Source organism: Paenibacillus sp. P46E, assembly GCF_001909095.1.
GTDB lineage: Bacteria > Bacillota > Bacilli > Paenibacillales > Paenibacillaceae > Paenibacillus_AQ > Paenibacillus_AQ helianthi.
In genome coordinates this window covers 78,895-104,959 of record NZ_LVYZ01000066.1, presented here as the reverse complement: position 1 = coordinate 104,959, position 26,065 = coordinate 78,895, and the positions used below count along the sequence as shown (strand labels likewise).

The following is a 26,065-nucleotide window of genomic DNA, read 5'->3' as shown; positions in this document are numbered from 1 at the left end:
CTTGTAGTTATTCGACAAATTCTGCTAAACTATCGGGAATGAGGTTTGGCATATTTGAGGAAAAATCATGAAATACTGAAGACAGCAAAAGGGGGAAGGAAACGTTGAATACTCGGGGGATTACTTTAAGAGAGCTGATGCAGCTTCCGGTTCTGTCCAAGGCAACCATCATCAGCGGCGCTTCGGGGATGGACCGGGTGGTCCGTTTTGTGGATATTATGGAGGTTCCTGACCTGAAGGGCTGGATTAGCGAAGGTGTGATGCTGCTGACCACGGCATACTCTATCCGCCATGACCCATCGCTGTTGACCGAGCTGGTCTACACCCTGGATCAATTGGGTGCAGCCGCGCTGGCGATCAAGCCTGCCCGTTTCCTCAAGGAAATTCCGCAAGGGGCAATTGAGGCGAGCAATGCCTGCGGTCTGCCTATCGTGGAGATACCGCCGGAAATCCCATATACGGATATCACTCAGCCTGTGATGGAGCTGCTGCTTGGCCGTCAAGCCATGCTGCTGCGCCGTGCGGAGGAGGTCTACCGGACGCTGACCACGATGGTACTGGAGAACAGCGGGATTCAGGCGGTGAGCGACAATGTGGCTGAATTCTTAAAAGCGTCTGTAGCGCTAGTCGATACGGAGCGGAATATTATTGTTTCTTCGCCGTCCCAGTTTGACTGGTCGCTGGCGGAGCAGCCGCTGAGCTGGAACATTCATGTAGACCGGCGGACGGTAGCCAAGCTGCTGGTGGACAAGGAGCAGCTGGATGATATGGAGGAGGTCGGGATTGAGCAGGCCCGCCTGGTGTTCGCTCTGGAGCTGATGCGGAAAAAAGTAGCCGAGGATACAGAGTTCCGTCTGCGCGGAAACTTTATCGATGAGCTGCTGACTCCCCCCTTGCCTTCCAGGCATGAAGTGGAGCGGCGGGCGCGCCAGCTAGGCATGAATCCCGAGCATAAATGGGAAGTTGCTGTGATTGAGGGCGAGACCGCGCCGAGTGAGGAAACGGTGAACCGGCTGCTGGAGCAGGAGGCACGCAAACGTGGCGTCACTCCTCATGCGGAATTCCGCTCGAATCGGGCGGTGCTGTTCCTGCCGGCACCGGAAGGCCGGAAATTCGGCGTGGCCGGAGATAAGGAGGCATCCTGGACGGCTACGCTGGAGGGCTGGTTGCTCGACAAAGCAGAAGGCCTGGGCAGCTACCGGACGGGAGTAGGAACTTCGGAATACCTCTGGGATATTCAGACCAGCTACAATGAAGCACGCAAAGCGCTGTCCGTCGCAAGACGCCTGGGTCAAGGAGCAGGCGGGGTGACCCGCTACGAAGAGATCGAGGTGTACCATCTGCTGGAGGGATTAAGTGGAGATGGCTTCGCTGCCTTATTCGAACGTAAGCTGGGAAAGCTTCGGCAGTATGACCAGGAGCATGACAGCAACATGCTCCTGACTTTTTATCATTATCTGGAGTGCCGGGGGAGCCTGATCGAGACGGCGAACAGTCTTTATATCCACCGCAATTCCGTTAAATACAGGTTGGAGCGCATCCGCGCCATTACGGGCTTTGATCTGAATGATCCGCGCGAGCAATTTGTTTGCCATTTGTGCTTGATCTACTACTACCTGCAGGAAAAATAAGCTGGAATGGCATTTTAGCGGAACGTTGTGTCAGATAAGGTTACATAAAATCAGGGTTGTAGTGCACAATCGACAAACGGTTGTGCTTTTTTTTAGCTAAACGGGACGTAGTGAGGGGTTCGAATTCTATGTAGAATTAGCACAACTACTAAAGAGAACCAAGAAACCGCATGGTACCTGACATGGAATCTGCGGCTGCAGTACAAAATGGCTGAACACAAGAAGGTAACTGAGCCGTAAGGGGGTTGAACCATTGTTTGCGTACACACTAAAAAGACTGGTGCAGATGATTCCGGCCTTGCTCGGCATTATCGTGATCACGTTTATTCTCTCCAGGGTGTTGCCGGGTGATCCCGCAATCATGCTGGCCGGAGAACAGGCCCCAGAGGAGACGGTCAACAAAATCCGCCAGGACATGGGACTGGACAAACCCCTGTACATTCAATTCTTCAGCTATTTCGGACAGCTGTTCCAGGGGAATATCGGCTATGCCTATCATACGGGACATTCCGTAGCGAGTGATCTGGCTACGCGGTTCCCGGCGACCCTGGAACTGACGCTTGCGAGCATTCTAATTGCAATTGTAGTGGCGATTCCAGTAGGCATCATTGCCGCAACCCGCAAGGAGTCGATTCTCGACCACATCTCACGTGTCTTCTCACTGATTGGTGCGTGTGTGCCGATCTTCTGGCTGGGCCTAATGTTCATTTATATCTTTTATTCCATTCTTGGCTGGGCGCCTGCCCCGATGGGACGAATCAGCGGTGACCTCAATCCGCCGTCGCATATTACCGGGCTCTACGTCCTGGACAGCCTTTTATCTGGAGATATCATCGCGTTAAAAAGCAGTATCGTCCATCTGGTGCTTCCGGCGATCTGCCTCAGCACAGGCACGATGGCCATCGTAGCCCGGATGACCCGCTCCAGCATGCTGGAGGTCGTGGATCAGGACTTCGTCCGGACCGCACGGGCCAAAGGACTCAAGGAATCAGCCGTTATCTATAAGCATGCGCTGGTCAACGCACTGATTCCAACGCTTACTGTTCTCGGACTGCAGTTCGGATACCTGATGGGCGGTGCGGTAATCACGGAGACGATCTTTTCCTGGCCGGGCATCGGCGGCTATGTTACGGATTCCATACTGGCTGCGGATTACGCACCGATTCAGGCCTTCACGCTGGTCAGCGCCATACTCTACTGCGGCATCAACCTCGCGGTTGATCTGATCTACGGCCTCATAGATCCGCGAATCCGCTATGAATAATCGGATGTTCCGTAAAAGGAGGAGATTTCCATTGAGCACGGCAGCACACTCAGCACAGGGCAATCCTTCATTACCTGCAGCTGTTCATAAACCCAAAACATTGTTCACTCTGCTTCTGCATAACCGTCTGGCCGCGATCGGACTTGTCTTTATCCTCATCTGGACCATTACCGCCCTGATTGCGCCCTGGATTGCGCCGCATGATCCCTATATTACGGACATGGCGAACAAGTTGCAGGCACCTTCCGGCAGTCATTGGTTCGGAACGGACAATTTCGGGCGGGATATTTTCAGCCGGGTGCTCTATGGAGCACGTATCAGCATCTGGACCGGCCTGATCGCCGTAGCCATTTCGTTTCTGATCGGTGTCCCGCTTGGCGGGGTAGCCGCCTACTATGGCGGACGGACTGGGACCATAATTATGCGCTTGATGGATGTTCTGCTCTCCTTCCCGTCGCTGGTGCTGTCCATGGCGATCGCTGCTTCGATAGGGGCGGGCCTGACCAGTGCGATGATCGCCGTCGGCATCGTCGGCATCCCGGAGTTTGCGCGGCTGATGTTCGGCCAGACCGTCTCGCTCCGTGAGAAGGAGTATGTGGAAGCGAGCCGGGCCATCGGAGTGAAGAACTCGGTAATCCTGTACCGGCACATTCTCCCGAACGCCTTAGCTCCGTTGATGGTCCAGGCTACACTGGGGATGGGCTTCGCCATCCTGACAGCCTCCAGCCTCAGCTTTCTCGGCCTTGGCGTCAAACCGCCGATTGCCGAGTGGGGGGCGATGATCTCCGAAGGCAGAGAGTATATTATCTCCGGCCAGTGGTGGCTGGTCACCTTCCCGGGCCTCGGGATTGCCACTTCCATTCTTGGTTTTAATCTGCTCGGCGATGGTTTCCGAGATGTCCTTGATCCACGGTTGCGTTCGGGCAAATAAGAGGAGCGCTGGCGGCTGAGTCCGTCTCTCGCCGATGAATAGCCCGGTATAGATAAATCAGCAGCAATGTGTTTGTAGCCAGGATAGAAAAGGGAGGAATTATTGATGAAAAGAGTAAAACTGCTGTCCACACTCGTCGCTTTTTCAATCATGCTGGCCGGCTGCGCAAGCAGCGCCAACCCGAAGACACCTGCTGCCACTTCGGCGGCTGAGGGAACCGCAGCACCCGCGGCTGCAGAGAAGCCTTTCCTGACAGTCGCGTATTCCGAAGGCGGCACTACACTCGATCCGGCGGAAGCCAACGATTTGACTTCCGATACCCTGGTGCTTGCGGCTTATGACCAGCTTGTCACCTACGGCATCAAGACAGAAAATGGTGCAAATATCGCCAACACCGAAGACATTCAGCCGATGCTTGCCGAGAGCTGGGAAGTGTCGAGCGACAATACTGTCTATACCATGAAACTGAAATCCGGAGTGAAGTTCCAGAGCGGCAATCCGGTGGATGCGGCATCGGTCGTGTATTCCTTTGACCGTGTGGCGAAGTCCAGCTCAGGCAGTTTCCTCTACGGCATGGCTGCGATCAAGTCCGTTACCGCCGTTAATGATTCCACCGTTGAAATCACCCTGACTAATGCCAATCATAATTTCCTGCAAATTATGGCGATGTACACCTTCTCCATCGTGGACCAGAAGAACGTAGAAGCACAAGGTGCAGACTACCTTAAGACGAATGCTGCCGGCTCCGGCCCGTTCACACTTGAGAAATGGGACCCGGCCACAGAAGCGGTCTTCACCCCGAACGAAGACTACTGGCAGGGTGCGCCGAAGCTCGGTAAGGTGACGCTGAAGTTCACCAAGGAAGCCTCCAACCGTGTACTGCTGCTGGACAAAGGTGATGTGGATATGTCGATCGAAATTCCTCCGAAGGATGTTGGCACCCTGAAGGCTAACACCGATCTGACCATAGCCTCCAATGCGAGCAACCGGATTCTCTATTTTGCAATGAACAACAAAGTGAAGCCTTTTGACAACGAAAAGGTCCGCCAGGCCATCAACTATGCGATTCCTTACGATGAGCTGCTGACAGGTGTCATGTATGGACAAGCCAAACAAATGAAGAGTTCGGTAGCCAGCAATACGCCGGGCTTCACGGATGCAGGCTACGTCTATGAACATAATCTGGACAAAGCCAAGGAACTGCTTAAGGAAGCAGGCTACGAAAAAGGATTTACCTTTGACTTCACGCTCGGTTCCGGCTTCGATGACTGGGAAGATGATGCAGTGCTGATCCAGGCAGAACTGGCCAAAATCGGTGTCACCATGAACATCAACAAGCTGGCCCGCGCCCAGTTTCTGGAGCAGCAGAAAACAAAGAATCTGACGGCGTATATCTCCAAATGGACTTCTTTTGTCAACGATCCGGGTTATCACCTCGGCTTCCTGATGTACGGCAAAGGCTCCTCCAACTACAATAACTACCAGAATGCCGAAGTAGACAAGCTGTGGGAACAAGCCAATACCGAGACTGATGCAGCCAAACGTGGGGAGCTGTACAAGCAGGCTCAAGAGATCATCACGAGCGAAGCACCCTGGGCTTATCTGTATGAATACAACCGAATTGTCGGCATGAGTAACAAGATTAGCGGTTATGCATTCTACCCGGATGAAGTCATCCGCTTCTACCCGTTGTCGATTCAGGAATAGCAGATTTCAAAAAGAGCGGACGGGCCTTTCGGGCTGCGGTCCCTCTTTTTCCAAATTACGAGGACATAAAGGAGACAAAATCCCATGACAGACTGGAAAAGCAAAGTGCTGAGCGCGATCGATGCCGAGCAAGAGCAATTGCTGGAGCTGTGCTCGCAGCTGATCCGTTTTCCCTCCGAGAATCCGCCGGGTGACTCGCGGGACATAAGCAGCTTTATAATGGAATATCTGAAGCAGTCAGGAATAGACACAGAGGTGCATCCGGCCACCGAAACGATGCTGAACCTTGTCTCCACATTGAAAACCGGGGCCGATGAGCCTTCCGATAAAAAACTAATCTTCTGCGGACACACCGATGTGGTCCCTGCCGGGGATCTGTCCCGCTGGGATTTCGACCCGTTCTGCGGCGACATCATCGATGGCTATCTGCTGGGAAGAGGCGCCTCTGATATGAAAGCCGGATTGGCCGGACTCATCTTCGGCATGGGGCTGCTGTCCAGACTGGGTGTTCCGCTGCGAGGTGATCTGGCGCTGCTGGTGGTACCGGATGAAGAAACAGGCGGTCACCTTGGTGTGCCGTGGGTGCTTGAGCGCGGGCTGGTTGCAGGAACGGCAGCAGTTATTGCCGAGCCTTCCGGTCCGCTGAACCCGACAATCGGGCAAAAAGGCAGCTGCTGGTTCGAATTCACGGTGGAAGGCACGCCTGGACATGGCAGCTTGGCCCCCGTTGTGGGCGAGAGTGCGATTGTCAAAGCGGCCAAGGGGATTGAAGCCCTGCAGCGTTTATGGGACATCAAGCCGGATATTCCGGAGGAGGTTATGGAGATCATCCGCATTTCCCAGGATTATGTGAAGGAACGTGAGCAGGACGGCTCCATCGCCTATCAGGTGTTCGATCATGTGACCGTCAACATCGGTACGATTCAGGGCGGAACCAAGGTCAACGTGGTGGCTGACCGGTGCACGGTACAGGTGGATTCGAGGGTTCCTTTTGGCGTCGATTACCGGGATGTGCTGGACCGCGCGCGTTCGCTGCTGCTTGAAGCGGGGATCGAGTCCGAGGTCAAAGGCTTCGGCTTCCAGGGCAATGCCAACTGGACGTCTACAGAAGAGCCGATTGTCAGCGATCTGGTTCAGAGCATCTGTGAGGTAAGCGGCGAGGATGCCTACGGTGTCCTGCAATGGGCGTCCAGCGATGCGCGTCATTTCCGCACCCACCAGATTCCTGTGCTGCAATACGGCCCGGCCGAGCTGTCCACCATTCATAACTTCAATGAAAAAGCGCCAGTCTGGCAGATCATCCAATGCGCCAAAGTATATGCGTTGACTGCGCTGAAGTATCTCGGAGTCGATGAGAACGAAAAGTAAAGCTGACTGGCAAAATTTCACGCTAAACCCGTGAGTAGTATTAATGTTACGATTAAAATCCAAAGTTCAACTTCTACAGTGTATATAAATCTACCGCCGGGAGGGATGAAGATGGCAGAACTGCTTGAAGTATCTGGACTGTGCACCGAGTTCGTAACGGCTGCGGGTACCATACGTGCGGTTGACGGCATCAGCCTGTCTGTACGCAAAGGGGAGACGCTAGGCATTGTCGGCGAATCCGGCTGCGGCAAAAGCATTACCTCGCTGTCAATTATGCAGCTGCTTCCTAAGCGGATCAGCCGGATTGCTGCCGGACAGATCCGTTTTGAAGGCAGGGATATGCTGGAGATGCCGGTGAAGGAAGTGCGCAATATCCGGGGCAACCGGATCGCGATGATTTTTCAGGAGCCGATGACTTCGCTGAATCCGGTGTTCAAGATTGGCCGGCAGATATCCGAATCGGCACGGTTTCATCTGAAGCTCAGCAAGAAGGAAGCGGACGAACGCGCGGTTGAAATGCTGCGCAAGGTAGGGATTCCCCGTCCGGAAAAAATTGCCCAGCAGTATGCCCATCAGTTATCCGGCGGGATGCGCCAGCGTGTCATGATCGCCATGGCGATGGTCTGTAGCCCGCAGCTGCTGATTGCTGACGAACCGACCACGGCTCTGGACGTGACGATTCAGGCACAGATTCTCGATCTGATGCGCGAGCTCCAGCAGAAGGAGGGCATGTCCATTCTGATGATTACCCATGATCTTGGCGTCGTCGCGGAGATGTGCGACCGGGTCGTGATCATGTATGCGGGTCAGATTGTCGAGGAGACTGATGTAGCGACGCTGTATAACAAGCCGATGCATCCTTACACGCAAGGCCTGCTGGCTTCGCTGCCCCAGCTTGCCGGGGAGAGTGACCGGTTGACCTCGATTCCGGGCCAGGTGCCGAATCCGGCTAATCTGCCGTCTGGCTGCCGGTTCGCACCGCGTTGCCCGATGGTAGTTGACCGGTGCTGGGCGGAACGCCCGGAGCTGCTTGAAATCGAGGCTGGACATAGCTGCCGTTGTCTGCTGCAGCAGGAGGAGGTATCATGAGCGCCATTCTGGAAGTCCGCAACCTGAAGAAACATTACCCGATCCGTAAAGGCTTTTTTGCCAAGCAGGTCGGCGCTGTAAAAGCGGTGGACGGCATCACATTATCTGTGGAGCAGGGGGAGACCCTGGCAGTAGTCGGTGAATCCGGTTGCGGCAAATCCACCACGGGCCGGACCATCCTGCGGCTGATTGAGCCAACCGAAGGCGAAATCATGTTCAATGGTACGGATGTGCGCAGCCTGGATACCGAGCAGCTTCGCCGGTTCCGCACCGACATGCAGATGGTATTCCAGGACCCGTATGCCTCGCTGGACCCGCGTTGGACTGTGCAGCGTATCCTGGAGGAGCCGCTGCGGACGCATGAAGCGGGGAAGAACAGCGAGCTGAAAAGCCGTGTCGAACAGCTGATGGAAGTTGTGGGCCTGTCGCCATATCAGGCCCACCGCTTCCCGCATGAATTCTCGGGCGGCCAGCGGCAGCGGATCGGCATTGCCCGGGCGCTGGCGCTGAACCCGAAGTTTATCGTCTGCGACGAGCCAGTCTCTGCGCTCGATGTGTCGATTCAGGCGCAGGTACTCAATCTGATGCAGGATCTGCAGGAGCAATATGGTTTGACCTATATGTTCATCTCCCATGATCTGTCCGTGGTGAAGTTCATCAGCGACCGGGTCGCGGTGATGTATCTGGGTCGCATCGTTGAGCTTGCCCCGACCAAGGATCTGTTCGCGAAGCCGCTGCATCCGTACACGCAGGCGCTGATGTCTGCCGTGCCGGTGCCGAATCCGGGACTCAAGAAGTCACGGATTGTGCTGACCGGCGATGTGCCGAACCCGGAGACACCGCCATCCGGCTGTGCCTTCCATCCGCGCTGTCCCTTCGCTATGGACAAATGCCGCAAGGACGAGCCTGTGCTGCGCGAGCTGGATTCGGGTCACCAGGTCTCGTGCCATTTGTACTAATAGGTGTAGAGTAAGTGCTTAAGCCATCCGGTCACGGGTGGCTTTTTGCGCCTTTGACTATCCTCACTCCATCTGCAACTCATTCCACTGATGAGTTCCTTGACCCTATGCGCCGGGGTGTACTGGCTCTCTAAGCGGCTTTTGCTGGAATGGTGGGGCATTTTTTACGCACAAATGGAATAATTTTCACCCTTTCTGACCAGACTGGAACACAGTACCTGTGAAATGAAGGTTAATGTTCAGGAGGGGAACCATTGTGAGGAAAATGCGTTATGTACTGCTTGTGCTGTGTGTTGCTGCTTCGGTTCTGGGCTCAGCTTCAGGCGCGTATGCAGAGGAAAAGACCAAAGCTAAAGACACCGGTAAGAACACCGCTGCTGTGGATCTGGCACCCGGAGCGCGCTCTGCCATTCTGATGGATGCGAATACCGGCACCGTGATCTATGAAAAGAACAGCCACGATAAACTCCCGCCGGCAAGTATTACCAAAATCATGACTATGCTGCTGACCGTCGAGGCGCTGGATGAAGGCAGGCTGCAATTGACCGACAAGGTGCGGACGAGCGAATATGCCGCGTCGATGGGCGGGTCGCAGATTTTTCTGGAGCCCGGCGAAGAAATGACTGTGGATGAAATGCTTAAGGGTATAGCCATGGCCTCGGGCAATGACGCATCTGTGGCGATGGCTGAGAAATTGGCCGGTTCCGAGAGCGCTTTTGTCGATCAGATGAATCAAAAGGCCGAGGCGCTTGGTCTGAAGGACACGCATTTTGCCAACTGCAACGGTCTGCCGGCCGAGAACCACTATTCCTCCGCCCATGACATTGCTGTTATCAGCCAGGAGCTCTTGAAGCATGAGCGGATTATCAAGTACACCGGTTCCTATCAGGATTACCTGCGCAAGGACTCGTCCAAGCCGTTCTGGCTGGTGAACACGAACAAGCTGGTGCGCTTTTATACGGGGGCTGACGGCCTGAAGACAGGTTACACGTCCGAAGCCAAGTTCTGCCTCTCCGCGACTGCGGCCAGGGATGGACTGCGTGCCGTTGCGGTGGTGCTGGGTGAACCCAATACCAAGACACGCAACAGTGAAGTGTCCGCGATGTTCGATTACCTCTTTTCCCAATATAAAGTCCATACGATTCACAAAGCGGGAGACACCATCGGCAGTGTGAAAATTGAGAAAGGCGTGAAGACCCAGCTTCCGCTTGTCGCCAAAGAAACCTATAGTGTGCTTTTGAAGAAGGGAATTACCCAGGAGGGTATTCGTCATGAGCTTGTGGTGCCGGACAGCATTAAAGCCCCTGTAAAGGCAGGGCAAACAGTAGGCAAGCTGGTTGTCTATCAGGGAACAACTAAAGTGAAGGAATATGAGCTGAAGGCAGACGCAGATGTGCCGAAGGCAGGCTGGTGGAGACTGTTCAAGCGGACAACGGGTTCCATGTTCAGGGCTGATTAATTTCTTGCTTTTTGTAGATTAGACTCAGGCTTTCTGTTGATTCGTAGGGGTTTTCTTCTAGTTTTGTCGTGAGGCAGGATTATAGAATTCCCGCGTAGAAAACCTTGTCCTTGTAGGGGAAAGAACTGATGTACAGGACGTTTTCTCAAAGCAACGAAGAGGAGAGTGGCAGGTATGAATTCTCATGTGGAGATGGAGCATCACAGAGGTGTGCTGATTGTACGGCTGTCAGGAGAGCTGGACCACCACGCAGCCGAGTATGTACGAATGGATATGGATGAAGCAATCATGCGGGGCCAGGTAGAGCATCTGATTCTCAGTCTGAAGGAATTGCAGTTTATGGACAGCTCGGGTTTAGGCGTCATTCTCGGGCGGTACAAGCTCATCCGCAGCAAAGGCGGGAAAATGGTCGTCTGTGACGCCACCACACCTGTAAAAAGGCTGCTGGAAATGTCGGGCTTGTTCAAAATCATGCCCCTATATGACGACGAGAGCGCTGCACTCTCGGATTTGGAGGTTGCGTTATGACAAAAAGTGAAGCGGGTAACTTCATGAGCGTCCAGTTTGCCGCACTGTCGGAGAACGAATCATTCGCACGCGTGGTAGTGGCGGCTTTTGTCTCCCGGCTTGATCCTACGATGGAAGAGCTGAATGACCTGAAGACGGTGGTGTCGGAGGCTGTTACCAACTGCATTATCCACGGGTACGATAGTGATCCTGAAGGAGTTGTCAGCATCTCCGCCTCCATCGAGCATGAAACCGTGCATCTCACCATTGAGGATAAAGGCCGGGGGATTGAGGATCTGGAGCTGGCCCAGCAGCCGCTGTATACCTCCAAGCCGGAGCTGGAGCGCTCGGGTATGGGCTTTACGATTATGGAGAATTTCATGGATGAATTCGAAGTTGCAAGTGAACCGGGGCGCGGTACCTCCATTTCAATGAAGAAAACCATCGTCTCGAAAAAAGCTTTATACAATTAGGGGTTGGAGCCATGGATGCAGAGTCAAAAAAAGCTCCGCCGACCTATTTGGACGATGCGGAGGTCAAACGTCTGATCGCACTCAGTCAAGCCGGAGATAATCTGGCCCGCGATACGCTGGTCAACTGTAATATTCGCCTCGTCTGGTCGGTGGTGCAGCGGTTTATGAACCGCGGGTATGAGCCTGACGATTTGTTCCAGATTGGCTGTATCGGACTGCTAAAGTCCGTTGATAAATTCGACCTCAGCTACGAGGTCAAATTCTCCACCTATGCCGTTCCGATGATTATCGGCGAGATCCAGCGTTTCCTCCGGGACGACGGCACCCTCAAGGTCAGCCGTTCCCTCAAGGAAATGGCCAACAAGGTGCGCAAAATGAAGGACGAAATGTCCAAGACGCTGGACCGTCTGCCGACCATCGGGGAAGTCGCAGAAGCGCTGGGGGTCACGCCCGAAGAAATCGTGTTCGCCCAGGAGGCTAACAAGCCGCCGACCTCGATCCACGAGACCGTCTTCGAGAATGACGGAGACCCGATCACGCTGATCGACCAGATTGCTGACGAGACGCAGGAGCGCTGGTTCGACAAGCTGGCGCTGAACGAGGCCATCGGGGCCTTGACTGAGCGTGAGCGCCTGATCGTCTACCTGCGCTACTACCGCGACCAGACCCAATCCGAAGTCGCCAGCCGCCTCGGCATCTCGCAGGTTCAGGTGTCGAGGCTGGAGAAGAAGATTCTCGCGAATATCCGCGAGCAGATCGCACAGTAGAGTTACGGTAAGACAGTAAGCAAGAGAAAGGCCAGGAATAAGGAAGCGGCGGAGCCGGAGTTAAGTGTGTGTAGTGAATGTGACGGGTGAAATGAACGTTTGAAGGCCGCCTCGGGAGGGGCGGCTTTTTGTGTTGCTATTGTTAGGTATGTATTGTTCTGAGTATGCATTAAACGACAACATATAGAAAAATGAACATGTATTATACTTATGGGATTTGGTTATCGAGTTGTTCCGCTAAACCGATTAAAAGTCCATCGGTTCCACGAATGTAGCAGAGCCGATACGAGTTCTCATACTGAACCACTTCGCCAACGAGCTGAGCACCATACTTAGTGAGTCTGGATACCATTTCGTCAATGTCTTCAACAGTGAACATGACACGCAGATAACCGAGGGCATTTACAGGAGCAGTCCGGTGATCAGATATAGTGGGTGGAGTGAGAAATCGCGAAAGCTCAATTCGGCTGTGGCCATCTGGGGTAACCATCATAGCAATCTCTACACACTGTGAACCTAGCCCGGTTACGCGACCAGCCCATTCCCCTTCGACAGTGGCTCGCCCTTCGAGCTTCAAGCCAATCTCCTCGAAGAAAGGAATTGCGTCATCAAGGGATTCTACAACGATGCCAACATTGTCCATTCTTAGTAATTTATTTTTTGCCATAGATTGATCTCCTTATGTGTACAAATTTATTACCTCATAAATTATTCTATTCAAGAATTTTAAAACCCTCTTTTTAAATAAACAACGACTTGAACTGAACGTTTACTAATGCCACGCAGTCCACTTCTTTCCAAGGGACTGCTTTCTTGTATTGCAGAAAGAATAAAATGTGGCGGCACCAGTGTGTATTCATTACACTATATATCAAGATATTTATTGTAAGCGGGAAAGGGTCTATGGTTACTATTCCAGGCCAGTTCAGTTTGTTTCTCTATCTATTTTCTACTTCTCCGGCACAATGTAACCTTTGCCCGTGATTATGGCACCTATAGTATAAGAACATGAAAGTGAAGGGGATGGCGGACATGCGTCAGTGGGTGGAGAAGGCGAGACAAGGAGATGCTGAGGCGTTCGCACAGCTGATGGTGCATTGCCGGGGGATGGCATACGCGGTCGCTTACGACTTGCTGAAAGACGTCCATCTCGCCGAGGATGCAGTTCAGGAAGCATGCTTTGAAACGTTTCTGAATTTGCACAAGCTGCGCGACCCGGCTGCCTTTCCGGGCTGGTTCAAGACGATTGTCGTAAGGCAAGGTCAGCGTGTACTCCGGCGCAAGCTTCAACCCACGATTCCTCTGGATGAAACACTGCAGGGTTTGCAGAATGCGCCGGGTGCGGCGGAGGTTGCGGAACGATATGCGGAGGAGCAGGTGCTGCAAAACTCGGTGGCCGCGTTATCCGCCAAGCTTAGGGTCCCGGTGCAGCTGTTTTATTTCTACGGCTATTCCCTCCAGGAGATTTCCGCTTATCTCGGGACTCCGGTGCAGACACTCAAGAAAAGGCTGCACGATGCACGCCAAAAGCTGAAAGGCACACTCCCGGTTGCCGATCTGGCTTCCGTGTTCAATCATTTGTACGAAAGGGGCGCAAATATGCTGCATATTGTGAATGGCGATACGGTGGGTAACATGCTAAAGCAAGGAATTGTTCAAGGGGATGTATTGGTATGGAGGGAGATTTATTCCTCTGGTCCAATATTTGAAGACCTCTCCCGGCCGGAGGAACGTGCGAAGCGCTCTCTGGTGCTGGAGGCAACTCTCGGTATTCCGGCCAATGAGTATATAGCGGGCTGTGAGGAACAGGAGCGTAAGCTCCGCGACTATACCCGGTACGACGAAGTAGTACTTTGGTTTGAGCATGACCTGTTTGACCAGAGTATGCTTGCCTATTTGCTGCATACGTTCAATAGGAATATGCCGGGCCGCACCAAGCTTAGTCTGCTCTGCATCGGGGAGTTTCCGGGAATCGAACCGTTCCATGGTCTGGGACAGCTTACTCCGGCACAGCTTGGAACGTTATCCGGGACCTGGCGGACGATCGGAAAGCGGGAAATTGAGCTTGGAAGTGAGCTTTGGCAGGCGTATGCTTCAGCTGATCCTGCCCAAATGGCTGATCTGCTTGAACTGAAGAAGTCGGAGCTGGCGGCGTCCGGCCTGCCTTTTGCCTATGAAGCCTTCATGGCCCATTTATCACGGCTTCCTTCCGTAGAGAATGGCCTGGGAATTGTGGAACAGACCACACTTGAAGCGCTTGAAGCCGGGGCGCATACGCCGCTGGAGTTATTCCGTCAAGTTACGGATGCCTTGCATGTACTTGGTATGGGGGATATCGAATACTTCAAGTATGTGCGTGCTTTGACAGCGGGTAATCATCCTCTGATGTACATCGACGGGGCTGTTGATGATACGGATTTCCGGCAAATTCCTGAGTTTCTGAGCCGGCAGGTTACAATGACTGAGCTGGGTAAGCAGATAAAGAACGGAAGGGCGGACCGCGTTCTGATACAAGGAATAGATGAATGGTCTGGGGGACTGCATATGCAGGGGCATGATGTATCTTGGCGCTGGGAACGATCTACCGGAAGACTGGTGCGGAACAAAACTGGATTTTAGAAGTATAATTAATATTCAGATCTTCAGATAACTGCCTGAGCCTGACCCTGACCCATAAGCCCCCAAGTGGGTCTTTTTTACTTATTTATTGGATTTGCTGGATGAGGAAAATTATGGATGATATGATATTGTTATTCGCTTCTGATCTGCCAATGAAATACGGCCTAGACCACCAAGTAAATCATAGTGTGCCTCTGCGTCTTTAGCATCATTGTGGGCAATATGATTATTTTCCGTCTGTGTTCAGCCGATGTAATAAGTAACAGCACATACTCTAGACGAAACAGAGAAACCCTTTGGAGGAGAGAGCACCATGGCTAAAAAACAATTTATTTGCAATAAATGCGGATGTAAAGAATATGCCGTGGACCAGTTCCAGGCAACCGGCGGCAACTTTGCGAAGCTTTTTGATGTCCAAAACAAAAAATTTATCACTATCAGCTGCCGGGAATGCGGATATACCGAACTGTACAAGGCTAATACGGGCAGCGGAATGAATATTTTGGACTTCTTAATGAATTAGTAGAGATTATTAATCCGAGAAAATTATGCTGAAGGCAGTGCCTTGTGGCTGAAATGATGGGCCTGAATAATGGCTATGCAATTGTTGTGTGCATGACAAGTGAGATGACGGACAAACGATAGAGGTTTGCCCGTCTTTTTTGTGCTTTTATTCACAGCTCACCGTCCCAGCACCAGATCTCCCATTTTCTGTTCCCATGTGACCTGACGATCCTGCACATGCTCCTCGGGCCTCTTGCATACGTAATGGAAGGAAGAGTAATATTTTACATAGTATGATAATCCGCAAGGTCAATCTATTATCCAGGGGGCAGAAGGAAGCTATGTCCTATTCACAAGTCACGAAAAATGCGTTGGCCCGCTCACTCAAGAAATTGATGCTCACTAAACCGCTCCACAAAATCACCATTCAGCAGCTTACCTGCGATTGCGGGGTGACCCGGCATACCTTTTATAATCATTTTCAGGATATATATGAGCTGCTTGGCTGGGTCTACCAGACCGAAATCATTGAAGGCTTAGAGCCATACCGCAATTGCTCCGGTTGGAAGCAGGGGTTCCTGAGCGTGCTGTACTATACACAGAGCAACAAAACCATATGCCTGAACACCTTCCATTCCCTGGGGCGCGAGCATTTGGAGGGGTTTTTGTACGGGGTGATCTATGAGGTGGTGATTCAGGTCGTAGAGGAGCTGAACATGAAAGAGCCGGAACGGGTAAGTACGCAGGCTATGCAAGATATTGCTGATTTCTATACCCTGGCGATCCTGGAGCAGGTCATCCATTGGCTCAAGGCAGGAGCGAATACTGACCCGGCACAGATCGTGGACAAAGTGGCGCGGATTATGGACGGCAGTATCTCCCGGAGTCTGGCGAACTATCATACCGCCCCGATAAAATGACACAATCTCCTGCAGATGTGTAAACCCTGTACAGATGCGGTGAGCTGTCCATAGAATTCTTAGGTTCCGCTGGGTATAGTGAAGTCAGTTCTAGAGTCACTTATCCAGTTCGATGAAAGGAAGAGGACAAATGGGAACCTATCAAAGAATTAACCCGCTCGTACAGGAAGGCATTGCTTCGAAAAAAGCATATCTGGTCGGAGGGGGGATTGGCTCGCTGTCAGCGGCGGCTTTTCTGATCCGAGACGGGCATATGCCCGGCCGGAACATTCATATTCTGGAGCAATCTGCAGTATATGGCGGCTCGATGGACGGCGCGGGGAACGCCAAAGACGGCTACAGTGCCCGGGGCGGACGCGAAATTGAGGAGCATTTTGAGTGTTTTATGGAGCTGTTCGGTTTCATTCCGTCGCTGACCAACCCTGACCGGACGGTGCTGGATGAGTTCCGTGAGCTGAATCTGGCCGAACCGATCGAATCTCACTGCCGTCTGGTAGAGAATGCAGGGCAGAAGGCCGACTTTTCCTCGCTGGGATTGTCTACGGCCCACGCGCTTCAGCTCGGTAAGCTGGTGATGGTGACAGAGGAGAAGCTGGGCGCGGTGACGATTGAGCAGTTTTTTGACCCGAGCTTCCTGGACACGAACTTCTGGTATTTCTGGCGGTCCATGTTCGCCTTCGAGAATTGGCATAGTGTGGTTGAGGTCAAACGTTATATGGAACGTTTCATGCACCTGATCTCCGGGATGAATCAATTGAAGGGTATCCTGCATACGGAATATAACCAGTTCGATTCGCTGATTCTACCGCTGATGAAGTGGCTGGAGAGTGAAGGAGTTCATTTTGACAAGGGACATCAGGTCACCGATCTGGATGTGGATATCACTGGCGGGGAGAAGACGGTTACGGCCATTCATGTTCTGGTCAACGGAACACCAAAGACTATTTCGACCTCCCGCACCGATCTGGTGATGGTAACGAACGGCTCGATGACGGAAAATTCGACTCTTGGCGATATGGACCATCCTGCGGTTCTCAACCGTTCGGTTACGGAGCGCGGCTGCTGGAGCCTATGGGAAAAGCTTGCCGCCAAATCCCCCGATTTCGGCCATCCGGAAGTATTCTGCGGGGACATTGACAAGACGAAATGGCTGTCTTTTACGATGACGTTTACCGATGATGAGATCGTCTTCCCTTATTTGCTCGAGCTGACCGGTGATCTGCCCGGTATGGGCGGTGTTGTTACGATCAAGGATTCCAACTGGATGATGTCCTGGACTGCACCGAAGCAGCCGCATTTCATCAATCAGCCGGAGAATGTGAAGGTACTATGGGCGTATGGCCTATTCCCGGATGCCGAGGGCAACTATATCAAGAAGAAGATGAGCGATTGTACCGGACGCGAGCTGCTGGAAGAGCTGTGCTACCATATCGGCCTGAAGGACCGGATTCCGGAAATTCTGGAGCATACGACAAATGTCATTCCCTGCATGATGCCATATATCACTTCCCAGTTTATGCCGCGTGTGACGGGTGACCGTCCGCAGGTTGTTCCGCAGGGCAGTACGAATCTGGCTTTCCTCGGACAATTTGCCGAAGTGCCTGACGATTGTGTCTTTACTGTTGAGTATTCCGTGAGATCAGCGATGATGGCCGTGTACAGTCTGCTGGCGCTGGAAAAAGAAGTGATTCCTGTGCATCCGAGCAAGTATGATGTACGCGTGCTGCTGACCGCTGTGCGGACATGTCTCGGCAATAAGCCGCTACCGCTGGACCAAACGCTAGGCCAGCTGTTGTCGGGAACGGTGATTTCGAAGCTGTTGTAGGTTTCGGCGCTGGGCAAATTGCATAGGAATTTATGATATGAAGGGTATTCCTCAGCCAGAGATGGCGACAGGGATGCCCTTTTCGAAATATTATTGTAATCGTTCGTTCAAAACTATAGTTAACGGTTGTTCTACAAAGGTTTTTCCCTTTACACCGGAGTTCACTACTTTATGATATAAATAGGGGAGGAGTAAATACATGTGGATTATGAATAAATGACATAGGGGGATGGATTTGCAGTATGGAAGGTGAATTTACCTTTAGTATCTACGATAAGAGTCTGAATTTTGATGAAATAAGCCATATGCTGAGTACAGTTCCAAGCAACATAACCAGAAATGGAGAACTGCTAGCGAAATTAAATAATAGACAAGCTCCATTTGACAGCTGGCATATTACAGAGAAGTTTTCTGAAGATGTGGCACCTGAAGAGGCTCTAGCCCTATTAATACAGAAACTGCTTCCATATCGTGAGCAAATCAGCAAGCTGAAGCAACAATATGAGACGGTTCGACTCAATGCTTATCTGAGATCCGATTACGGCCAGATGGGAATGGACTTGCCTCCGGAAACAGTCAGGGCGTTGGGTGAGTTGGGACTGGGACTTAGTATACATATCCTTTCTTTTGGCGGGGTGGAGGCGTGAATAGATTGAAGTTGGATACTTGGAGAGAAGAAGAGCCTGAAGAATTTTTTGAGGCTTTTAATACATATGATTTGAGCACAGTAGTGTTATCCTGAGAAAGAATTGCTCTTGTGATCAACTGTAGGTGATTCTCCTATCGAATTTGTTCAGACCACATTGAATGTAAGCATGGATGAAGTATGGATTGCGCAATATCACTATTTGCTAACCCTGGAGGGCAGAATTATGGACGATACTTTGAGCTTTAAATAAAATGTTGTGGCCAATGAAAACGAGAAACATAATAAGAGTTGCCTTCGCTGTTGTGTTGTTATTATTAGATTTAGGGATTGTCGTGAAGTACAGTGGATTTGAACGCAGAGTACTGCTGGTTGAATTAACAGTTGATATTGTAGTTTCTTATCTGCTATTGGTTGAGTACACGTTAGGGGTGAGAAGAAATCAGGCCTTGCTAAATACCCTCTGGAAAAAAATACTGGGATCATTATTTAGCCTTTTCGCCTATCTTCTCCTCTTAATCACTGCAATCAATATCTATCAGCTAAGTGTGGACGCGTTGGTAATGGGTTATTCTACTGAAGAAGCTACTGTTGTTGAACGACTCTCTCAGTATCGGGCGAGTGATAAAGTGAAGGTAGTAATTGACGGGGAAGAGTATACATATACATTGCCGCCAAGCTACACGGAGGTCCATCCTATGCACTCGTATCAAGTTCACATTTTCCACAAATCTAAGTTATTAATCGCCGTTAAGCCGCTCTCTAATTGATCCATAGCGGACTCATCGCGGAGATGGATAAGGATAATCAATATGATTTTACTGGAGGATCTGCTATGAAAAAAATATGGGCTAGAATTGCGGTCGCCTTGCTGGTGCTGAACTTTGTGGCGATCATCCTGTGCTTCTACCTTGATAAATTCATGTATGCGTACTCTCTGATTCTGGTGTTGTTCTTCATTTTTTCCGGGATGGGTGCTCTCTACAAGTTGAAGAATGATGAATACATGTATCATAAATCGAGCAGACGCGATGAATATGAAGACTATACCCGATAAAAGCGTCTTCAGATTTTAAGAGTACTACATTCAATACCCCTGGTAAATTGTCGCTTCCTCAGGATGATTTCCGGGGGTTTTGGTTTTGTATAAAGCTGCGAATCATATTTGTCCATTGCCAAAATACAGCTTCTTCCTTTACAATGTGATAATGATAATGATAATGATAATGATTATCAATTTCATGAGAAAAAGGTGGAACCTATGAGTCAACAGACAGCAGCCGGCACAGGTCCACTTAGGCGGCAGGATGAGGTGAAGCTTCGTTCGCGTCCTTGGGCAGCTACGCTGATCCTGGTTGGCGGTCTGATTGCCCTGGCGCTGGGAATTGCGGTTTCGGTCTCTTTCGGGGCTGCGGACATTAAGCTGCCGGTGGTATGGAACGCTGTTTTTCATTTCAATCCGGAAATTACGGATCACCAGATTATCCGTGAGCTGCGGCTTCCCCGCGTGCTTGGTGGTGTGATGATCGGGGCTAGCTTTGCGGTAGCTGGAGCCATAATGCAGGGGATGACCCGCAATCCGCTCGCGGACTCGGGGCTGATGGGCATTAATTCAGGCGCAGGTTTTGCGCTGGCGCTTGTATTTGCTTTTATGCCGAATCTGCCGTTCATGGGTTTGATTCTGTATGCTTTTGCAGGTGCAGGGGCTGGTGCGGCGATCGTATATGGTATCGGTTCCCTGGCTAAAGGCGGACTTACGCCAGCACGCCTTGTACTGGCTGGTGCGGCATTGAGTGCTCTGCTCTCGGCTTTAAGTGAGGGAGTGGCTTTATATTTTAAAATCGGACAAGATCTGGCCTTCTGGTATGCGGGAGGTATAGCCGGAACGAAATGGTTGCAGCTCAAGATCATGTTCCCGTGGGTATTTGTGGCGATTCTCGGGGCAATTGCTCTATCCCGTTCCATTACCATGCTCAGCCTGGGTGAGGATATTGCCAAAGGTCTCGGGCAACGTACAGGTCTGGTGAAGCTGGCAGGTGCTCTGATCGTTCTGGTTCTTGCCGGTTCTTCGGTTTCGGTCGTAGGAGCTGTAGGGTTCATAGGCCTGATTATTCCCCACTTGACAAGGTATCTTGTCGGTGTGGACTACCGGTGGATTATTCCTTGCTCCGCTGTTCTTGGCAGTCTGCTGGTTGTGCTAGCCGACCTCACTGCGAGAACCATTATTCCGCAGCATGAAACGCCGCTGGGCGCGATTCTGGCATTGATTGGTGTGCCTTTCTTTCTGTATCTGGCCCGCAAAGAAAGAAGGGAGCTGTGAAGGTGCGTAAAAGGGTGGCAATAAGTTTTGATGAGGTTAGACGCAGACGGGGATTTCAAGTGCTGGCAGTACTATCAGCCTTGATCGCAGCTGTTTTTGTGATCAGTGTGAACACAGGATACATACATTTGACCCCGTCCCAGCTGCTGCATACCCTGCTCGGCCGTGGCACAGACAAACAGGAGCTCATCCTGTTCGATTTTCGTCTGCCGCGGATTGTGATATCGATTCTGATCGGAGCCGGACTTGCGGTTTCGGGTGCGGTGATGCAGGGTGTGTTCCGCAATGATCTGGCCGATCCCGGAATTCTTGGTATCAATGCCGGAGCGGGACTCATGGTGATGCTGCTGGTTTCTTTTTATCCGGCAACCACAGCCGCACCTGTATTTATGCTTCCGCTGGTAGCTTTTGTCGGGGCTGCATGTACGGCAGCCATGATCTATGCGCTTGCCTATAAGCGGCATGAGGGAATCTCTCCGATCCGGCTGCTGCTGACCGGGGTGGCGGTTGCGGCAGGTATGAGCGCGGCTATGATTGTGCTTACCCTGCGCCTGGACCCCGACAAATATCAATTTGTCGCTACGTGGCTTGCGGGCAGTATCTGGGGGACCAGCTGGAAGTTCGTACTCTCCTTGCTGCCTTGGATACTCATTCTGCTGCCCTATGTGATCTATAAGGCCAGAGTCATGAATGTATTGAACCTGGGGGATCAGACTGCAACCGGACTCGGCGCGGCGGTAACGAAGGAGCAATTCCGCCTGCTGGGGGCTGCAGTGGGTCTAGCAGCGGCCAGTGTCGCCGTGAGCGGGGGAATCGGTTTCGTAGGCTTGGTGGGGCCGCATCTGGCCCGGCGCCTGGTGGGGCCGAAGCATCAGTTCATGCTGCCCGCTTCGGCGCTGCTGGGATCACTGCTTGTTCTTACGGCGGATACCATCGGCCGCTGGATTCTGCAGCCTTCCGAAATTCCGGCTGGTATTGTGGTTGCCGTGATTGGAGCACCTTATTTTCTCTACCTGCTGGCCCGTACCCGATCTTAATTCGTTGAAATACCATTACACCTGGAGGGGATTACATGAGCAAAGAGCTGGAATTATTCGATGTGACCATTATTGGCGGGGGTCCTGCCGGTATGTATACAGCATTTTATAGCGGGATGCGCGACCTGAAGACGAAGCTGATTGAAGCCAAGGATGAGCTGGGCGGAAGAATGCTCATTTATCCCGAAAAAATGATCTGGGATGTGGGGGGAGTTACTCCAATACTCTGCCGCAAATTGATAGATCAGCTGGCCGAGCAGGCCCGGACCTTTGATCCTACCATCGTACTGGGCCAACAGATCATTGCTCAGGAGCGGCAAGAGGATGGCACGTATATATTGACATCAGCGGGCGGCGAACGGCATTGGACGCGCACGGTCATCCTCACCATAGGATACGGTATCCTGCAGATGGCGAAGCTGGAGATTGAGGGGGCCGACCGTTACGAGGTGACGAACCTTCATTACACTGTGCAGGAGCTGGAACCATTCCGCGGCAAGCGGGTGCTGATCTCAGGCGGCGGCGATTCGGCGGTGGATTGGGCGAATGAGCTGGAGCCGGTTGCCGCCAGTGTAACGATTGTTCACCGGCGCGAGCAGTTTGGCGGTCATGAGAAGAATATTGCCCGGATGAAAGCCTCATCGGTTCAAGTCCGCGTGCCCCACACGGTTAGCCAGCTGCATAGCAGCAATGGGGAGGAGATAGACCAGGTCACCATCAGCCATATGGAATCGGGCGAACACGAGCAGCTTGAAGTGGATGCAGTGATTGTGAATCATGGGCTGAAAAGCGACTTTGGACCGCTAAAGGATTGGGGAATTGATATGGGCGAATGGTGTGCCAATGTCAGCGGTCGGCTGGAAACGAACCTTCCGGGTATATTTGCCGCCGGAGATTTCGTAGATTACAGCAGCAAGGTCCGGCTAATTGCCGGCACGTTCACCGATGCGGTTCTTGCTCTGAATAGCGCGAAGCTGTATTTGGACCCTGAGGCCCCCAAGGTGGCTTATGTCTCCTCGCATAATGAACGCTTCAAGGAAAAGAACAAGGCGCTTGGCGTAGTGGACGAACACTAATTGGCTGGAGATTATTGAATATAGTATAACCAGAGGCTGTCCGTACGAAATTCTCGTGCCGGCAGTCTTTTTGTATGCATAGATCCTTGAAGTTAGTCCGCTTGTACCTGCGTGTGTCTATTCCATATGCTGCATAAAAAAAGAGGAGCGGGCGAATAGTATGGGCAGGAGGTGGTGATGATGGCTACTCGTACAACCAAACCGAAACAGCCGCAAACGGAGGATAATAGCAATCAAAACTCCCCGCTTACAGAGAACCTTAACGACAATTTGGAGAACATCAGGGAAGGTCTCGGTAACAGTCTGGATCTGATTATCCGATATTTCCAAACGATAGATGATGCTCCCCGGATTGCTGCCGTATATATGGATGGCCTTACGGATAAGGAAATCGTGAATGAGTTCATCTCACACGCCATGTCTTTTCAGAATGTAAACGTGGAAGGGCAGAAGTTAACAACAAGCCTGGACATTTATAAATATATGAAAGAAAAAGCGTTGAATCCAGGTAAAGGGAAGTCCGTCACCACGATGAGTGAGCTCTTTGAAGCCCTTTTGTCCGGAAATATCCTTATCCTTATCGAAGACATGGCAGAAGCAATATGCGGCAACACTAGCGGAGGCGAGGTCCGTCCTGTGTCTGAAGCGAGTACACAGGTATCGATCCGCGGGTCCAAGGAGAGTTTTACGGAGACAATTGGGGTTAATATTTCTCTGGTCCGCCGCAAAATTAAAAATCCCAATCTGTGGGTAGAGCCGATGACACTGGGTGCTGTGACACAGACTAGTGTGGCCATCATGTATATTAATGGCATAGTAAACGAAGTTAATTTGCAGAATCTAAGAGAAAAGCTACAAGAAATCAGAGTGGATTCCATATTGGAATCGGGGTACATTGAGCAGCTTATTGAAGAAGGTGGTTATTCCCCTTTTCCCACGCTGTATAATACAGAACGGCCTGACAGCGTGGCTGGGAATCTGCTCGATGGGAGAATCGCCATTTTTGTAGATGGGACCCCTTTTGTGCTTATTGCACCTACAACGTTTTTTATGTTTTTTCATACGGTAGAGGATTACTATCAGCGATTTGATATTTCTACATTGATCCGTCTATTGCGTTTTCTCTGTTTGCTGATTTCGATGTTCGGTCCCGCTATCTTTGTTGCCGCGCTTAATTTTCATCAGGAGATGATTCCGACCCCGTTGCTGATTAATCTGGCCTCGCAGCGGGAAGGGGTGCCTTTTCCGGCCTTTGTGGAAGCATTGATGATGGAGGTGACCTTTGAAATTATCCGTGAAGCGGGCATTCGGTTGCCCTCCACGATTGGTCAGACTGTCTCCATCATTGGAGGTTTGGTTCTGGGACAAGCGGCCGTCCAGGCGGGAATTGTTTCACCAGCTATGGTTATCGTTGTTTCCTTAACAGGGATCTCCAGCTTCACTACACCGGCCTTTAACATGGCACTCTCAGTAAGGCTGCTGCGATTTGTCATTGTATTTGTTGCAGCCTTTATGGGCCTTTATGGCATAGCTATTCTGGCTTTAATCCTGATCGCACATTTATGCAGCCTGCGCTCATTGGGAGTTCCTTATATGTCTCCTATAGCTCCTTTTGCCCTTAAGGCGCAGAAGGACACCTTAATTCGTTCACCCATTCATTTTATGAAAATCCGGCCGCGTCTGAACAATCATAATAGTAATGTGCGCAAAAAAGAAGCTAAAGGCAAAAGGGTAAACACCAATGAAAGTTAAAATGAGAGGTTGCCTGATTGCATATCTGGGACTGTCCCTGAGTCTGACAGGCTGCTGGAACAGCAGAGAATTGAACGAGCTGGCTATTGTCAGCGGAATCGGAATAGATCAGGGTACGAAACCGGGTGAATACAAGGTAACGTTCCAGGTTGTCAACCCTTCAGCCACTGCTACAAGCCAAGGGGCAAACAACGGAGCGTCCGCAATTACCATCTATACGTCAAACGATCATACCGTATTCGGGGCCCTGCGCAAAACCTCGAAACAGGCGAGCCGGCAGCTATTTTTTGCCCATACCCAATTGTTGGTGCTGGGGGAGTCTATCGCAAAAGGCGGGATCAGCGGTGTATTGGATATCTTCGAGCGATCTCATGAACTTAGGCTCAATACGGCTGTTCTGATCTCAAGAGACACAAGTGCTGCTTCCATTCTAAAAGTATTCACACCGCAGGAGAGTATTCCCTCCATCGGATTATCTAAGAAGATTCAAAATACTTCCAATGTGTGGGGGGAAAATCAACGGGTTGACGTTTTTGAGCTGATTAATAAAATGACAGGGGAGGGGGGCTTCACGGTCAGCGGACTGCGCATGATTGGCAATGTTGAAGCAGGTAAGAAGAAATCAAACCTGGAGCAATCGGAAGCAGAGACGATTATCACCATGGGAGGCCAGGCCGTATTCAAGAAGGGGAAGCTGGAAACATGGATCGACGGCCCCGAAGCCAGGGGAACAGACTGGATACTGAATAAAATTATCGAAACGAATGTGGACATCGATGCGGGAGAACAGAAAAAAGCAGTTGCAGTGAACGTGTTATTATCCAGAACCGAGGTCAAGGTGGAATTGCGGGAGGGATTTCCGGTTTTTCATGTGAATGTCAGTGAGGAAGGGAATATTAATGAGACCAAGAGCAGTGTGGACTTGAGCAAAAATGAGGAAATCATCAAGCTGGAGGAGGCTATGGAAAAGCTGACGAAGGCAGAAATAGAGCAGGCATTCCAAGCGGCACAGCAGACGGGTGTTGATTATTTGAATTTTGGGAATGAATTAAAACGTACCCACCCCAATGCTTGGAGAACTGTGGAGAACGAATGGGACCAGATCTTTGCCAAAGGAACACTTGATCTCAAGGTTGAAGCGTATATCCGGGGTACAGGAATGCGGCTCGCTCCGTTCATGTCACCTGAAAAATAAAGATTGATACAATGAA

The 26,065-nt window shown here is 51.4% G+C and carries 24 protein-coding genes; 23 read left to right on the top strand and 1 reads right to left on the bottom strand.

The window, feature by feature from the left end:
• The first annotated feature begins 104 nt into the window (after positions 1–104).
• The 11 genes from A3849_RS24920 to sigF all read left to right on the top strand — a co-directional run bounded on the left by A3849_RS24920 (position 105) and on the right by sigF (position 12,155).
• Positions 105–1,631 (top strand): PucR family transcriptional regulator, encoded by a 1,527-nt coding sequence (locus A3849_RS24920; protein WP_074113807.1) that lies wholly within the window; start codon positions 105–107, stop codon positions 1,629–1,631.
• A gap of 253 nt (positions 1,632–1,884) precedes the next feature.
• Positions 1,885–2,895, top strand: coding sequence for an ABC transporter permease (locus tag A3849_RS24915; protein WP_178382795.1), 1,011 nt, complete (start codon positions 1,885–1,887; stop codon positions 2,893–2,895).
• Between the two features lie 31 nt (positions 2,896–2,926).
• Entirely contained in the window at positions 2,927–3,826 is a 900-nt protein-coding gene (locus A3849_RS24910) for an ABC transporter permease (protein WP_256700905.1), read from the top strand.
• Positions 3,827–3,931: 105 nt separating this feature from the next.
• Positions 3,932–5,533, top strand: coding sequence for an ABC transporter substrate-binding protein (locus A3849_RS24905; RefSeq protein WP_178382794.1), 1,602 nt, complete (start codon positions 3,932–3,934; stop codon positions 5,531–5,533).
• Positions 5,534–5,617: 84 nt separating this feature from the next.
• The gene (locus A3849_RS24900) at positions 5,618–6,901 is read left to right on the top strand and encodes a M20 family metallopeptidase (RefSeq protein ID WP_074113804.1); all 1,284 of its coding nucleotides are present in this window, start codon (positions 5,618–5,620) and stop codon (positions 6,899–6,901) included.
• A gap of 111 nt (positions 6,902–7,012) precedes the next feature.
• Positions 7,013–7,990: an ABC transporter ATP-binding protein gene (locus A3849_RS24895; protein WP_074113803.1), complete on the top strand. Its 978-nt coding sequence runs from the start codon at positions 7,013–7,015 to the stop codon at positions 7,988–7,990.
• A complete protein-coding gene (locus A3849_RS24890) occupies positions 7,987–8,949 on the top strand; it encodes an ABC transporter ATP-binding protein (protein ID WP_074113802.1) in 963 nt (320 codons plus the stop codon). Before A3849_RS24895 ends, A3849_RS24890 begins: the two co-directional genes overlap by 4 nt.
• A gap of 265 nt (positions 8,950–9,214) precedes the next feature.
• Positions 9,215–10,408: a D-alanyl-D-alanine carboxypeptidase family protein gene (locus A3849_RS24885; RefSeq protein WP_074113892.1), complete on the top strand. Its 1,194-nt coding sequence runs from the start codon at positions 9,215–9,217 to the stop codon at positions 10,406–10,408.
• 174 nt (positions 10,409–10,582) lie between these two features.
• A complete protein-coding gene (gene spoIIAA / locus A3849_RS24880; protein WP_074113801.1) occupies positions 10,583–10,936 on the top strand; it encodes an anti-sigma F factor antagonist in 354 nt (117 codons plus the stop codon).
• Complete coding sequence (spoIIAB, locus tag A3849_RS24875; RefSeq protein WP_074113800.1) at positions 10,933–11,388, top strand: anti-sigma F factor; 456 nt, start codon at positions 10,933–10,935, stop codon at positions 11,386–11,388. Before spoIIAA ends, spoIIAB begins: the two co-directional genes overlap by 4 nt.
• A gap of 11 nt (positions 11,389–11,399) precedes the next feature.
• Positions 11,400–12,155: an RNA polymerase sporulation sigma factor SigF gene (gene sigF / locus A3849_RS24870; RefSeq protein WP_074113799.1), complete on the top strand. Its 756-nt coding sequence runs from the start codon at positions 11,400–11,402 to the stop codon at positions 12,153–12,155.
• A 208-nt stretch (positions 12,156–12,363) separates the two neighbouring features.
• Here sigF and A3849_RS24865 read toward each other — a convergent pair whose 3' ends face one another.
• On the bottom strand, positions 12,364–12,822 hold the full coding sequence (locus A3849_RS24865; protein ID WP_074113798.1) for a VOC family protein: 459 nt from the start codon (positions 12,820–12,822) through the stop codon (positions 12,364–12,366).
• Positions 12,823–13,187: 365 nt separating this feature from the next.
• Between A3849_RS24865 and A3849_RS24860 the strand changes: the two genes are divergently transcribed.
• From A3849_RS24860 to A3849_RS24805, 12 genes are all read left to right on the top strand, one after another.
• The gene (locus A3849_RS24860) at positions 13,188–14,774 is read left to right on the top strand and encodes a sigma-70 family RNA polymerase sigma factor (RefSeq protein ID WP_074113797.1); all 1,587 of its coding nucleotides are present in this window, start codon (positions 13,188–13,190) and stop codon (positions 14,772–14,774) included.
• Positions 14,775–15,087: 313 nt separating this feature from the next.
• Positions 15,088–15,297 (top strand): zinc ribbon domain-containing protein, encoded by a 210-nt coding sequence (locus tag A3849_RS24855; protein WP_074113796.1) that lies wholly within the window; start codon positions 15,088–15,090, stop codon positions 15,295–15,297.
• 322 nt (positions 15,298–15,619) lie between these two features.
• Positions 15,620–16,198, top strand: coding sequence for a TetR/AcrR family transcriptional regulator C-terminal domain-containing protein (locus tag A3849_RS24850; protein ID WP_074113795.1), 579 nt, complete (start codon positions 15,620–15,622; stop codon positions 16,196–16,198).
• Positions 16,199–16,328: 130 nt separating this feature from the next.
• The gene (locus tag A3849_RS24845) at positions 16,329–18,023 is read left to right on the top strand and encodes an oleate hydratase (RefSeq protein WP_074113794.1); all 1,695 of its coding nucleotides are present in this window, start codon (positions 16,329–16,331) and stop codon (positions 18,021–18,023) included.
• A gap of 242 nt (positions 18,024–18,265) precedes the next feature.
• Positions 18,266–18,670 (top strand): DUF4279 domain-containing protein, encoded by a 405-nt coding sequence (locus tag A3849_RS24840; protein ID WP_074113793.1) that lies wholly within the window; start codon positions 18,266–18,268, stop codon positions 18,668–18,670.
• Between the two features lie 265 nt (positions 18,671–18,935).
• A complete protein-coding gene (locus A3849_RS24835) occupies positions 18,936–19,439 on the top strand; it encodes a hypothetical protein (RefSeq protein WP_143191895.1) in 504 nt (167 codons plus the stop codon).
• A gap of 65 nt (positions 19,440–19,504) precedes the next feature.
• Positions 19,505–19,726: a hypothetical protein gene (locus A3849_RS24830; RefSeq protein WP_074113791.1), complete on the top strand. Its 222-nt coding sequence runs from the start codon at positions 19,505–19,507 to the stop codon at positions 19,724–19,726.
• Positions 19,727–19,930: 204 nt separating this feature from the next.
• Positions 19,931–20,989, top strand: a complete 1,059-nt coding sequence (locus A3849_RS24825) for a FecCD family ABC transporter permease (protein ID WP_074113891.1) — start codon at positions 19,931–19,933, stop codon at positions 20,987–20,989.
• 14 nt (positions 20,990–21,003) lie between these two features.
• Positions 21,004–22,026 (top strand): FecCD family ABC transporter permease, encoded by a 1,023-nt coding sequence (locus A3849_RS24820; protein ID WP_256700904.1) that lies wholly within the window; start codon positions 21,004–21,006, stop codon positions 22,024–22,026.
• Positions 22,027–22,061: 35 nt separating this feature from the next.
• Entirely contained in the window at positions 22,062–23,102 is a 1,041-nt protein-coding gene (locus tag A3849_RS24815) for an NAD(P)/FAD-dependent oxidoreductase (RefSeq protein WP_074113790.1), read from the top strand.
• 180 nt (positions 23,103–23,282) lie between these two features.
• A complete protein-coding gene (locus A3849_RS24810; RefSeq protein ID WP_074113789.1) occupies positions 23,283–24,854 on the top strand; it encodes a spore germination protein in 1,572 nt (523 codons plus the stop codon).
• On the top strand, positions 24,844–26,049 hold the full coding sequence (locus tag A3849_RS24805) for a Ger(x)C family spore germination protein (protein ID WP_074113788.1): 1,206 nt from the start codon (positions 24,844–24,846) through the stop codon (positions 26,047–26,049). The genes A3849_RS24810 and A3849_RS24805 overlap by 11 nt, the downstream gene beginning before the upstream one ends.
• Positions 26,050–26,065: the final 16 nt, after the last annotated feature.

Bases quoted from the DNA above. Each gene is read 5' to 3' on its own strand.
- A3849_RS24825 (WP_074113891.1), top strand. From the start codon at position 19,931: ATGAGTCAACAGACAGCAGCCGGCACAGGTCCACTTAGGCGGCAGGAT.
- A3849_RS24835 (WP_143191895.1), top strand. From the start codon at position 18,936: ATGAAAACGAGAAACATAATAAGAGTTGCCTTCGCTGTTGTGTTGTTA.
- A3849_RS24895 (WP_074113803.1), top strand. From the start codon at position 7,013: ATGGCAGAACTGCTTGAAGTATCTGGACTGTGCACCGAGTTCGTAACG.
- A3849_RS24905 (WP_178382794.1), top strand. From the start codon at position 3,932: ATGAAAAGAGTAAAACTGCTGTCCACACTCGTCGCTTTTTCAATCATG.
- spoIIAA (WP_074113801.1), top strand. From the start codon at position 10,583: ATGAATTCTCATGTGGAGATGGAGCATCACAGAGGTGTGCTGATTGTA.
- A3849_RS24830 (WP_074113791.1), top strand. From the start codon at position 19,505: ATGAAAAAAATATGGGCTAGAATTGCGGTCGCCTTGCTGGTGCTGAAC.
- A3849_RS24805 (WP_074113788.1), top strand. From the start codon at position 24,844: ATGAAAGTTAAAATGAGAGGTTGCCTGATTGCATATCTGGGACTGTCC.
- A3849_RS24900 (WP_074113804.1), top strand. From the start codon at position 5,618: ATGACAGACTGGAAAAGCAAAGTGCTGAGCGCGATCGATGCCGAGCAA.
- A3849_RS24850 (WP_074113795.1), top strand. From the start codon at position 15,620: ATGTCCTATTCACAAGTCACGAAAAATGCGTTGGCCCGCTCACTCAAG.
- A3849_RS24845 (WP_074113794.1), top strand. From the start codon at position 16,329: ATGGGAACCTATCAAAGAATTAACCCGCTCGTACAGGAAGGCATTGCT.
- A3849_RS24815 (WP_074113790.1), top strand. From the start codon at position 22,062: ATGAGCAAAGAGCTGGAATTATTCGATGTGACCATTATTGGCGGGGGT.
- A3849_RS24865 (WP_074113798.1), bottom strand. From the start codon at position 12,822: ATGGCAAAAAATAAATTACTAAGAATGGACAATGTTGGCATCGTTGTA.
- spoIIAB (WP_074113800.1), top strand. From the start codon at position 10,933: ATGACAAAAAGTGAAGCGGGTAACTTCATGAGCGTCCAGTTTGCCGCA.
- A3849_RS24860 (WP_074113797.1), top strand. From the start codon at position 13,188: ATGCGTCAGTGGGTGGAGAAGGCGAGACAAGGAGATGCTGAGGCGTTC.
- A3849_RS24840 (WP_074113793.1), top strand. From the start codon at position 18,266: ATGGAAGGTGAATTTACCTTTAGTATCTACGATAAGAGTCTGAATTTT.
- A3849_RS24855 (WP_074113796.1), top strand. From the start codon at position 15,088: ATGGCTAAAAAACAATTTATTTGCAATAAATGCGGATGTAAAGAATAT.
- sigF (WP_074113799.1), top strand. From the start codon at position 11,400: ATGGATGCAGAGTCAAAAAAAGCTCCGCCGACCTATTTGGACGATGCG.
- A3849_RS24810 (WP_074113789.1), top strand. From the start codon at position 23,283: ATGGCTACTCGTACAACCAAACCGAAACAGCCGCAAACGGAGGATAAT.
- A3849_RS24885 (WP_074113892.1), top strand. From the start codon at position 9,215: ATGCGTTATGTACTGCTTGTGCTGTGTGTTGCTGCTTCGGTTCTGGGC.
- A3849_RS24890 (WP_074113802.1), top strand. From the start codon at position 7,987: ATGAGCGCCATTCTGGAAGTCCGCAACCTGAAGAAACATTACCCGATC.